The organism is Chryseobacterium elymi (assembly GCF_003385495.1).
GTDB classification, from domain to species: Bacteria; Bacteroidota; Bacteroidia; order Flavobacteriales; family Weeksellaceae; genus Chryseobacterium; species Chryseobacterium elymi.
This window is the reverse complement of sequence record NZ_QNUH01000036.1, coordinates 1-11,267: the sequence shown is the minus strand read 5'-3', so window position 1 is coordinate 11,267 and position 11,267 is coordinate 1. Positions and strand designations below refer to the sequence as shown.

Genomic DNA, 11,267 nt, shown 5'->3' with positions numbered 1-11,267 from the left:
ATATTAAATTTTTGTGCATAATAAATAGGCAATAAATTGGGTGTATTAAAAATTTAACATATTTTAATATAAATTATTACACTGATTTTCAATAAGTTATATTTGTTAATCTTTTATCACTAAAAAAATAGTTGTTTGATTCGATTTTATTTCTACATTTGTATAACTAATTTCTTAGTGATATAGAATTTATTCAAATAATCTATCACTTAATGATAAATGAACAGGATATGAAAATTCAGAATTTGACAAAAGCAGAAGAGCAGGTGATGCAGTATTTATGGAAACTAGAGAAAGGATTTCTGAAAGATATTCTGGACCTATTTCCGGAGCCGAAACCCCACACCAATACAGTTTCTACCATTTTAAAAGTATTAAAGGACAAAGAATTTGTAGATTATCATGTATATGGGAGACAGCATGAATATTTCCCGTTGATTACCAAAGAACAGTATTCCGGGAAAACTATGAAAAGTCTGGTAAAAAATTATTTCAAAGGTTCTTATAAAAGCGCCGTTTCCTTCCTTGTAGAAAAGAATGAAATAAGTGTAGAAGACCTGGAAATGCTTTTGAACGAACTCAAAAAGAAAAATTAACTGATCATGGAAACTGTGTTTTTATACTTGGGAAAAGTAATTGTATGCTCCGGTGTAATGTTTTTATATTATCAGTTGTCTTTAAAAGACAAGACATTTCATCATTATAACAGATTTTATCTCCTGTTTGCAATGGTGGTATCCCTGCTACTGCCACTGATCCGGGTAGATGATTTTACAATAGAAGTTAATAATGATATGTATATGCTTCTAGATAAGATACAGAATTTTAATACAGAAAAAAACATAGACAATGGCCACATTTATTTTAGAATTATTTTTTCAGCTTTGGGACTGGTTTCTCTCTATTTTTTAGGGAAGTTAATTTTCGGGATCCTTAAAATCCAGAATCTTAAAAAGCAGTTTCAAAAAGAAAGTTTTGACGGGATTAATTTTTACCGTACAAACCTGACAGAAGCACCGTTTTCATATTTTAAAAATCTTTTCTGGAAAAATACCATCACATTGGATTCTGATGTGGGAGAGCAGATTTTAAAACATGAAATGGTTCATATTGAGCAGAAACACTCTTTTGATAAAATCTTTATTGAGATCATTACCTCTGTTTTCTGGTTCAATCCATTTTTTCATATCATTAAAAAAGAGATCAGTCTGATCCACGAATATCTGGCCGATAAAAAGGCTGTAAAAAAATCGGATACCAAAGCATTTGCGCAGATGCTTTTAGCAAGCCACTTTTCCGGAACACAGTTGCCTGCTGCCAGTCCGTTTCTAAGTTCAAATCTAAAAAAACGACTCAAAATGTTACAAAAACCAAAAACCAAATTCGGATATGCGCGGAGAATTTTTGCATTACCGGTTTTATTTTCAGTAGCCTTTGCCTATATGGTGAATGCCAAGAACAAAGAAATTAAAGAAACGAATATAGCGATCAAGGAAGCAGTTTCTCAGATCAAAAGAGATACGATAACACCTCAGAAAACTGAAAAAAGAGAATTCATAGCTCCGAAATTCTTCAAAGAGTCTTCAACTAAGAAAGAAATAGCAGAACTCGGAAAGAAAATTGAAGAAAAAAGTAAAGCTTTAAAAAGCCTGAAGCCGGAAAGTAAAGAATTTCAGCAGAAGGTGGATGAGATTGGTGAACTTTCAGGAGAAATAGGTAGAATTACCAATTCTGATGATTTTAAAATGGCTTTTACCATTCCTCATGCAGAATCAAAAAGATTAAATGATTTTTTCAAATCTGATGAGTGGAAAAACAGAACTAAAACCCTTGAGGAACTTGGTGTGGAAATGCCAGATCTTTCAGATTTAGATATAGACTTTCCGGATGTTCCGGTACCTCCTTCAGCTCCCAATGCTCCGAGAGTAAGAGTGATGAAATTTCAGAATTGGGACTCAGGGGATGCAAAAGTATCAAGGAAAGTTATCAGAGAAAGAAAAGCGGCCAGCAAAAGGGCCGAAAAAGCGAGAATCGAAGCCATGAAGTTAAGTGAAAAGGCCAGAGAAATGGGAGAGAAAGCCAGAATTGAAGGGATGAAAGCTGGAGAGATCGGAAGAATACAGGTTGAAGCAGCCAGAATAGCTGGAGAACAGGCCGGAATAGCAGGTGAAAGAGCAAGACTTGAAGGAGAAAAAGCAAGAAAATTTGGTGAGAAAGTCCGCTTGGAGGCATTAAAAAGAATTTCGGAAGGAGCCAAAGGAAATGTCTACTTTTACAAAAGCACCAATACTGATAAGTCTGGTTCATTAAACAGAAGCATGGATCTGGAAGCAGATTATATTAAGAAAGATGCTAATGGAATCATTGCCATGAATGGCGTGAAAAAACTCAAAGTGAATGGCTGGGATGATACTAAGATTTTCTTGGATGGAAAAGAGATTACCAAAAGTGAAATGGATGCCATAAAACCTGAAAATATTGCAAGTGTTACCATTAATAAAGAAAATGGAGCAAATATCAGACGTGGAGAAATAAGAATTCAGACAAAAAAATAAAGTACCATCAAGCTTTGCCAATGATTCTGAAATTGGCAAAGCTTTTAATAACATAGGAAAGAAACATACATTATGAAAAAAAATTATTTGATTTTATTGGTTATACTTGGGGTGTTCGCCAATGCGCAGGTCAACAGGTTCTTTTATGATTATAAATATATTGCGGATTCTACTAATAGGGCAGAAGTAAAAAGTGATATTATGCTTCTGGATATTGACAAAAGCGGTTCCAAGTATTACAGCCGCGAAAAATTCGTTGCGGATTCCACAACAAAAGCAGATATTGCCAAGCAGATGAAAGGTGGATTTGGCGGTAGTATTAACATCAGGAAAAATATAAAACCGGGAACTATTTTCTCAAGCGTTACAAAAAAGTATCCTGAATATAGTATGTCGTTTTCTGAAAAAATTGGGAATACGACTTATAAAGTAACAGAAGATCAGAAACCTGAGTGGAAAATTCTAGCTGAAAAGGAAAAAATTGGCGAATACAATACTCAAAAAGCGACCACAAATTATGGAGGAAGAAGCTGGATAGCTTGGTTCACAACAGATATTCCTATCCAGGATGGACCTTATAAATTCTGTGGATTGCCAGGACTTATTGTAAAAATCGAAGATACAAAAGGCTCCCACATTATGACTTTAATTGGAAATAAGAAAACGGAAGCCACTACAGAAGAAGCTCTTCAGATTCCCGGGCTTACTATGGTTGGTATAGGCGGTAAGGAAATTGAAGTCAACAAAAAGCAGTTTAAAAAAGCCTGGAAAGATTATCTTACAGATCCAACCAAAGATATGAAGCAAACAATGAGTACACTTCCTGCCGGGGCGGTTATCAATATGAAAAATCAGGATGGGAAATCTATTGATATGAATGAAATGTACAGGAATATTGAAAAAAGGGCAAAGGAAGACCTATTAAAAAATAATAATAAGATAGAACCGGATTTATATAAATAATCTATTATAATATACCAGAATTTAATTTGTTTGCCTTTGCGGTAAAAGACTAAGTTTGGGTTTAAATGAAAATTTTTCTATTTCATAATACAGGATGGTTATTAATGACCATCCTTTCTTTTTGATGATTATCGTAATTTTAAACCTTAAACTTTTTACAATACCATGACAGAAAAGGAAAAATGCGAGGCCGGACTTCTATATAATGCCAATTATGATGAACAGCTGATCAGCGAACGTATGGCATGCAAAGACTTATGCTTAGAGTATAACCAGCTGAAGAATTCCGATATCCGGAACAGAAACAAACTGCTCAAAAGAATTCTGGGAAGCACAAAAGAGCATATTTGTATTGAACCCAATTTCTGGTGCGATTACGGCTATAATATTGAAGTGGGAGAGAATTTCTATGCCAATCATAACCTCACTATTTTAGACTGTACTAAAGTGAAATTTGGGGACAATGTTTTTATCGGTCCGAATTGTAGCTTCTATACCGCAGGACATCCGCTGGATGCAAAACAGCGGAATGAAGGTCTTGAATATGCCCAACCGATTACAGTAGGAGACAATGTATGGCTGGGAGGCAACGTAGTGGTTCTGCCCGGGGTTTCTATCGGGAATAATACGGTAATTGGAGCAGGAAGTGTAGTCACCAAAGATATTCCTGATTATGTGGTTGCTGTGGGAAATCCCTGCAGGGTAATTAAAAATGTTGAAGAAAATTTAAAATCATATTAATCATTATCATGAAAAAAGTAACAACCTTATTCATTCTCCTATTAACCCTTTCAGTCGGTGCTCAGAGTCAAAGATTCATTTATGAGTATAGGTTTAGCATTGATTCTACAGCAAGAGATGTCCAGGAGACTGAAATAATGTTTCTGGATGTTATTCCGAAAGGATCTAAGTTTTACAGTAAAGATGTCTCTGAATCAGATTCTATCTGGGCAGCTGCTATGGATATACATGTTAAGCGTGGAATAGAAATGGATTTTTCAAAAATTAAGTTCAAAGGTAAAATTCGTTATAGTGTTGAAAAGTCATATCCTGATTATTCGGTAAATTTTTTCAATTCTCTGGGTATTGATATGTATATGGTAGAGGAGGGAAGAAAGCAAAAATGGAAAATTCTTCCTGACAAAGCAAAGATCGGAGAACTGGCTGCTCAAAAAGCTGTTTGCGAATTTGCTGGCAGAAAATGGATTGCATGGTTTACCACAGAGGTGCTCATTCAGGACGGACCCTATAAATTCTATGGGCTTCCCGGACTAATTGTAAAATTAGAGGATTCCAGCCAGACGCATTCATTCGAACTAAAAGGAATTAAAAAACTTCCGGAAGGAGATGAATGGAAGAGTTCCAGAGAGAATAAGCATGGTTTTGACCCCCTTATTAAATTGAATGAAACAAAATATAAACAAGCTTTTAAAGATTACTGTAAAGATCCAATGAAAAGTGAAAAGCTGATGCAGGCACAAAGCCGTGATATTTTGGAAATTGATGATTCGGGAAAATTGGTAAAAACTTCTAATGCGAAGAGAAATGATAGAGAAACGCAATTGATTAATCAAATTAAAAAGGAAAATAATATTCTGGAACTTGATCTGTTGAAATAAAAGAAAATCCCGGAACGAAAAAGTTCCGGGATTTTATATCTGAATAGCTTTTTAATAATTAAGCTAATTTCTGAGAATCTGCAACAAACTGAGCCAATCCGCTGTCTGTTAAAGGATGCTTCAGTAAGCTCAAGATCGGAGGAAGTGGAGATGTGATCACATCTGCCCCTATTTTAGCACAGTCGATGATGTGCATAGAGTGACGGATAGATGCTGCCAGAATCTCAGTGTCATACATATAATTATCAAAAATTAATCTTATTTCCTGGATAAGGTTTAATCCGTCCGTTGAAATATCATCCAGTCTTCCTAAGAAAGGAGAAACATAGGTAGCTCCTGCTTTAGCCGCTAAAAGAGCCTGTCCTGCAGAGAAAATAAGTGTACAGTTGGTTTTGATTCCTTTATCGGAAAAATATTTTAAAGCTTTGATTCCGTCTTTGATCATTGGGATCTTTACCACAATGTTCGGGTGGATGGCGGCCAATTCGTCACCTTCCTTGATCATTTCTTCATACGTAGTAGAGAGTACTTCTGCAGAAATATCCCCGTCTACAAGTTCACAGATTGTTTTATAATGATTTTTGATCGCTTCATTCCCCTGAATTCCTTCCTTTGCCATTAATGAAGGATTAGTGGTTACTCCATCTAAAATTCCAAGGTCTCTTGCTTCTTTGATCTGTTCTAAATTGGCTGTGTCAATAAAAAATTTCATTTCGTTCGTTAGATTTATTCCTGCAAAGATAATGATTCCCTTTGTGAGTGGAAAATTTTAATTTTGGTAGAAGTTAGAAGTTAGAAGTTAGAAGTTAGAAGTTAGAAGTTAGAAGTTAGAAGTTAGAAGTTTAGGGCGGAAAGATTAAGGAATGTCTGTAACTTATAATTTTATAAACTGTACCCCGAATCTCATACCCTCGTATCACATATCCCGTAACTCATTTCACCATAAAATATTATCTTTGTTAAACATGAAAAACAACAGTTTTACAGCCGTACTTGAAATTATCGGTATCAATCCTTTTGTTTTTGTTCCTGAAGAAATCTTAACTGAAATTTTCAAGGCAGCAGGAAAGGATAAAAGTCCTGTTCCTGTGAAAGGAACCGTAAACGGAAAAGAATTCAGGCAAAATCTCATGAAATATTTAGGAGAATGGAGGCTGTATGTGAATCTTTTAATGCTTAAAAACTCTCCCAAAAGAATAGGAGAAATGATTGAAGTATCTATTGAATTTGATGATTCAGACCGGACAATTTCTATTCACCCCAAACTGGATGCAGCTATTAAAGGAAGTGCTGTAGCAACCCGTAATTTTGAAAGCCTGATCCCATCCAGAAGAAATGAACTGATCCGGTATATCAACAATCTGAAAACCGATGCCAGCATCGAGAGGAATATTGAAAAAATAATCCGGCATCTCCATGGAGAAACGGATTTCTTCGGTAAAAAAATTGATTAAAATGAGTCACTAAGAATTAAAATCAATTGGTAAAAACAAAATCCGGAAAATATTTTCCGGATTTTATTTTTTATTATGAGACTGTTTAAATTTTAAAATCTCACTGATTTGGCAGATTACGCAGATTTTTATAATTGAAATAAATATACTACATCGTTCTAATCTGCGGAAGAAATATTTTTCTTCAGTGTTATTTCTGCATAATTATTATTGAATAAAATTTAAATGGGCTCTATGAATTTAAAACTTTGCTAAGTTTTAGAGCGTCCTGATTGTTAGGATCATATTCTAGAGATTTAGCAATATGTTCTTTTGCTTTGTTAGGGTCACTTTTCTGTTCTGTAAAAGCAAGATAAAAATAAGCATAAGCCAGATTTTTCTTATTCTGCTCTACTTCCTCAGGTTTTACAGTGGTAATATACTTTTCATAAGCAATTTTGGCGTTGGCATCATCTTTAGCAGACTGATAGGCATAAGCCTGGCTGTAATAAGACGGAGCCCAGTCAGGTAACAAAACAGAAATCTTTTTCCATGTTTCAACCGCATTGGTCCAGTCTGAAGCCTCCTGATAAGCTGTTGCTAACTTTGAGAGAGCTTCCGTATCTTTAGGATTGGCTTCAATCTGCTTTTTAAGGCCGTCGATAGTTGAATTGCTTCCTGCTTGCGCCGTAGCAGCCGTATTCGTTGTACTTGCGCTGTCAACTTTAGTCGTTTGTGCGTTGACAAGGCTTGCAGTTCCGGCAAGTATTAAACCTAAAAACAAATTTTTGATATTAATTTTAGTCATTTTCATAATCTTACATTTTTTAAAATTGAATTCTAAAATTCAATAATAATTCCACAAAAACTTAAATTTTGGAGCCTTTAAGTTTTTTTAGAGAATATTAACGGATAAAATGTTTTTTTAGCTTAATTTTTGATTCGTCAGGGATTGAGTTATCTTTGTAATTCAACTGTTTTTAATAATCACTATAATTTTCCTGTATGAATATCATATTAGCGTCTACTTCCACACTTTTCGGAGGAGAATATTTGGAATACTTAAGAGAAGAATTAATTAAACTATATAAAGGAGTCGATGAAATCGTTTTCGTTCCTTTTGCAAGGCCCGGTGGAATTTCTCATGACGATTATACGGCAAAGGCACGTTCTTTCTTTGAAACTATCAACATTAAAGTAAAGGGTCTTCACGAATTTGAAAATAAAGCAGAAGCTTTGAATAATGCACAGGGATATTTTACAGGCGGAGGAAACACTTTCTTACTGGTAAAAACATTACATGAAGAAGGCCTGATGTCTGTTCTGAAGAAAAATGTTGAATCAGGAAAAGCCTATCTGGGATGCAGTGCCGGAAGCAATATCGGAGGACAAAATATGAAAACCACGAATGATATGCCTATTGTTTATCCGCCAAGTTTCGACTGTATGGGACTTGTTCCGTTCAATCTCAACCCGCATTATCTGGATCCCAATCCCGATTTAAAGCATAACGGAGAAACAAGGGAAACCAGGATCAGAGAATTTCTGACCCAGAATGACACGAAAGTAATAGGGCTTCGTGAAGGAAACTGGATCAGAAGAATCGCAGATACAATCACAGTAGAGGGCAGTGAAATGACAAGAATTTTTGAAAAAGATAAAGAACCTTATGAAATAGAGGCGGGAAGTATACTTTAAGCCATCAAAACAAGCTCTTATTTTTATTATATTTGATCAGGAATTGATTAACGGGTGCTTCATGAACTAGGTTCAAAGAGCGTGACCATAAAATTTAGATTTATAAAAGCCTTGCAATGAAGAAAACACTTGCAGTTCTTATACTGTCGGTTCAGTTAGTATCTGCCCAAAATATTGCGCAGAAGCTGGATAAAGCCACCAAAGATCTTATGGATTCTTCGGGAGCTGTTTCGTCCGGCTTATCATTTTATGTTACCGATGAAAACGGGACATTTATTTACGAATACCAGGGTAATAAGGGCCTGTCAACAGCTTCTACGCAGAAGATTTTCACTGCGGGCGCAGCTCTTGAAACATTGGGAAAAAATTATACCTATAAAACAACAGCAGGTTATTCCGGAAGTTTATCCGCAGGAATTCTGAACGGGGATTTTGTGATCAGTTCCAATGGCGACCCTACTTTGGGGAGCTGGCGGTATGATGCCTACAAACCTGAGAGCTTTAAAAAGAAACTCATTGAAGCCCTTAAAAGCTCAGGAATTGCAAAGATCTCCGGTAATCTGGTAATTGATGACTCCTATTTTGACCATCAGACCATTCCGGGAGGATGGCCCTGGGATGACCTTGGCAACTATTACGGTGCAGGTGTCTGGGGAATAAACTGGAGAGAAAACCAGTTTGATATCAATATTAACGGGACAGAGTTTAAAGGCTTTTCTTATCCACTTGAAAATGTAAAATGGCTGAATGATCTGAAGGCTGGAGGCAGCTCTGATCAGAGTCTTATTTTTACCGCACCACACTCTGAAGTCGCTTTAATCAACGGCACACTTCCGGCAGGAAAAACAGTCACGGTTTCCGGTGCTGTGCCCAATCCTCCAATGCAGCTGGGAGCAGAAGTACAGCAATGGATTAAAGAATCAGGCATTGAACTCTCAGGAAAAGTAACCACCAGCTCACAACTCGAATTGGAAGGAAAAATGATACCGGGAGCTCCAAAAAATGTAATTCTTACCCATGAGTCTCCAACTTTGGATAAAATAGTCTATTGGTTTCTCCGGAAAAGTGTCAATCTTTATGGTGAAGCTTTAATTAAAACCTTAGGAAAAGAAAAGAAAGGGAATTCCAGCTTTAAGAATGGAGTTGCCTATTTAAAAGAATTCTGGAGATCTAAAGGAATTAATCCGAATATGATCAACTTTGCCGATGGAAGTGGACTTTCTCCACAAAATTATGTTGCTGCCAAAGCAGAGGTTCAGGCTTTGCTGTATGCAAAGAAACAGCCTTGGTTTGATGCTTATTACGACGGTTTCCCGGTTCAGGACGGAATAAAGATGAAAAGCGGAACAATGAGGGATACCAAATCTTTTGCAGGATATCATACGGCTAAAGACGGTAAAAAATATGTATTTTCAATCATTATCAATAACTATCAGGGAAGCGGAAGTACAGAACTGCAGAAAATTCTGAATGTCTTAAAATAAAACAGCTTGAGGAAATCCATACTTACCAGACTGAATAACTGGATTATATTTTTACTGATGACTTTGGTAGTGGTCACTATTGTGGTGGCCTCAACAATTCTTATTAATTTTCTCAGGAAAGAGGAAATCAAGCGTGTAGATATTTTGGTAAGTGCGCTGAAATTTCAGCAGGAAGTAACTCCAAGCCTGGAAGTTCAGGAACTGATTCTCAAAATATACAGTTCTAACAATACAATTCCAATGATTGTGCTGGATAGGGATGACCGGCCTATGGTTCATAAAAATATACCGAAGGAAATAGAAAGTGACCCGGTTCAGATAACTCTTCTGGCTAAAAAAATGGCGAAAAGCTATCCGCCTATTGAAATAAAAATACCTGATGGAAATAATCAGTTTGTTTATTATGATAACTCACGGTTACTTAATGATTTAAGATATTCTCCTTTTATACTGGGCTTTTTTATTTTATGCTATTTCTTGTTTTCATTTTGGTTCCTTCGAACGATTAAGAAAACGGATGAAGGTTATCTCTGGGCCGGACTGGCCAAAGAAACTGCCCATCAGATCGGAACCCCTTTGTCATCCATGATCGGTTGGATGGAGATTATGAAACTGGATAATCCGGATTCTGAAGGTGTTTACGAAATCGAGAAAGATATTGAAAGGCTGAGGACTATTTCTGAGCGTTTTTCTAAAATAGGATCCGTTCCGGAACTGAATGACATGAATTTTAATGAGACCATTGTAGAGAATTACAATTACCTGAAAACGAGAATCTCTAAAAAAATAAATTTCACCCTTCACCTTCCAACATATACCATTCTCGTTCCCCACAACAAGATCCTGATGAGCTGGGTCATTGAAAACCTGGTGAAAAACGCCGTAGATGCTATGAAAGGAGAGGGAACATTGGACATGTACGTTTTTGAAAGAAATAAAAATATCCTGATCGAAGTTAAAGATTCCGGAAGCGGAATGACAAAACAGCAGGCAAGAAATGCTTTTAAGCCAGGGTATTCAACGAAGAAAAGAGGTTGGGGGCTGGGGCTTTCGCTGGCGAGAAGGGTTATTCACGAATATCATAAAGGTGACATTAAAATTTCCCAAACTGAAGTAGGAAAGGGAACTACATTCAGAATAACAATCAGGAAAGCGTAAATCATAAACTTTATTGCTGAAAAATGGCAGTTCTAACTACAAAACAATAAATGTACTGTTCGGGCGTTCCAACATTAAGGTTAATCATTTAAGGCTTTCATCCATATATTAAAGTCTTCTTCTGATGAAATGTTATATTTTTTCCTAATTCTGTATTTTCTTAATTGTACTGCCGCAATGGAAACAAACGTAAAATGAGAGATTTCTTTTGTGGAAAAGTTAAGAAATGCAAGTGCACAGAAGTAGAGTTCCGAGTTGCGGATTTTTGGATTTATTTCTTTTAAGTTTTTTACGAAATTCGGATAGAGTTCTTCAAATAATACTAAAAATTCAGGACTGTTATTTTTAGCCAGAGAA

12 protein-coding genes are annotated in these 11,267 nt (G+C 36.0%); 9 read left to right on the top strand and 3 right to left on the bottom strand.

Translation table 11 applies throughout. The features are described from left to right. Positions 1 to 230 precede the first annotated feature (230 nt). From DRF60_RS20270 to DRF60_RS20250, 5 genes are all read left to right on the top strand, one after another. Positions 231 to 596, top strand: coding sequence for a BlaI/MecI/CopY family transcriptional regulator (locus tag DRF60_RS20270; protein WP_116015083.1), 366 nt, complete (start codon positions 231 to 233; stop codon positions 594 to 596). A 6-nt stretch (positions 597 to 602) separates the two neighbouring features. Next, a complete protein-coding gene (locus DRF60_RS20265; RefSeq protein ID WP_116015080.1) occupies positions 603 to 2,555 on the top strand; it encodes a M56 family metallopeptidase in 1,953 nt (650 codons plus the stop codon). A gap of 72 nt (positions 2,556 to 2,627) precedes the next feature. Further along, positions 2,628 to 3,518 (top strand): GLPGLI family protein, encoded by an 891-nt coding sequence (locus DRF60_RS20260; RefSeq protein WP_116015077.1) that lies wholly within the window; start codon positions 2,628 to 2,630, stop codon positions 3,516 to 3,518. A 165-nt stretch (positions 3,519 to 3,683) separates the two neighbouring features. Then, the gene (locus DRF60_RS20255; protein ID WP_116015074.1) at positions 3,684 to 4,259 is read left to right on the top strand and encodes a sugar O-acetyltransferase; all 576 of its coding nucleotides are present in this window, start codon (positions 3,684 to 3,686) and stop codon (positions 4,257 to 4,259) included. 8 nt (positions 4,260 to 4,267) lie between these two features. Further along, positions 4,268 to 5,137, top strand: a complete 870-nt coding sequence (locus tag DRF60_RS20250) for a GLPGLI family protein (RefSeq protein WP_116015071.1) — start codon at positions 4,268 to 4,270, stop codon at positions 5,135 to 5,137. Between the two features lie 58 nt (positions 5,138 to 5,195). On the opposite strand, the gene fsa is transcribed toward DRF60_RS20250, so the two are convergent. Beyond that, positions 5,196 to 5,849, bottom strand: coding sequence for a fructose-6-phosphate aldolase (fsa, locus tag DRF60_RS20245; protein WP_111958274.1), 654 nt, complete (start codon positions 5,847 to 5,849; stop codon positions 5,196 to 5,198). A 253-nt stretch (positions 5,850 to 6,102) separates the two neighbouring features. Here fsa and DRF60_RS20240 point away from each other — a divergent pair, with 253 nt between their 5' ends. Further along, positions 6,103 to 6,591, top strand: a complete 489-nt coding sequence (locus DRF60_RS20240) for a YdeI/OmpD-associated family protein (RefSeq protein ID WP_116015069.1) — start codon at positions 6,103 to 6,105, stop codon at positions 6,589 to 6,591. Positions 6,592 to 6,823: 232 nt separating this feature from the next. Here the strand turns inward: DRF60_RS20240 and DRF60_RS20235 are convergent, their stop codons facing one another. Further along, positions 6,824 to 7,384 (bottom strand): tetratricopeptide repeat protein, encoded by a 561-nt coding sequence (locus DRF60_RS20235; protein ID WP_116015066.1) that lies wholly within the window; start codon positions 7,382 to 7,384, stop codon positions 6,824 to 6,826. Between the two features lie 191 nt (positions 7,385 to 7,575). Here DRF60_RS20235 and pepE point away from each other — a divergent pair, with 191 nt between their 5' ends. The 3 genes from pepE to DRF60_RS20220 all read left to right on the top strand — a co-directional run bounded on the left by pepE (position 7,576) and on the right by DRF60_RS20220 (position 10,910). Beyond that, a complete protein-coding gene (gene pepE, locus DRF60_RS20230; RefSeq protein ID WP_116015063.1) occupies positions 7,576 to 8,268 on the top strand; it encodes a dipeptidase PepE in 693 nt (230 codons plus the stop codon). A gap of 116 nt (positions 8,269 to 8,384) precedes the next feature. Next, complete coding sequence (gene dacB, locus DRF60_RS20225; RefSeq protein WP_116015061.1) at positions 8,385 to 9,752, top strand: D-alanyl-D-alanine carboxypeptidase/D-alanyl-D-alanine endopeptidase; 1,368 nt, start codon at positions 8,385 to 8,387, stop codon at positions 9,750 to 9,752. A 6-nt stretch (positions 9,753 to 9,758) separates the two neighbouring features. Continuing rightward, positions 9,759 to 10,910: a sensor histidine kinase gene (locus DRF60_RS20220; protein ID WP_116015058.1), complete on the top strand. Its 1,152-nt coding sequence runs from the start codon at positions 9,759 to 9,761 to the stop codon at positions 10,908 to 10,910. 80 nt (positions 10,911 to 10,990) lie between these two features. Here DRF60_RS20220 and DRF60_RS21265 read toward each other — a convergent pair. Then, positions 10,991 to 11,267 (bottom strand): helix-turn-helix transcriptional regulator (locus DRF60_RS21265; protein WP_394337481.1); only part of this gene is annotated, 277 nt, incomplete at its 5' end.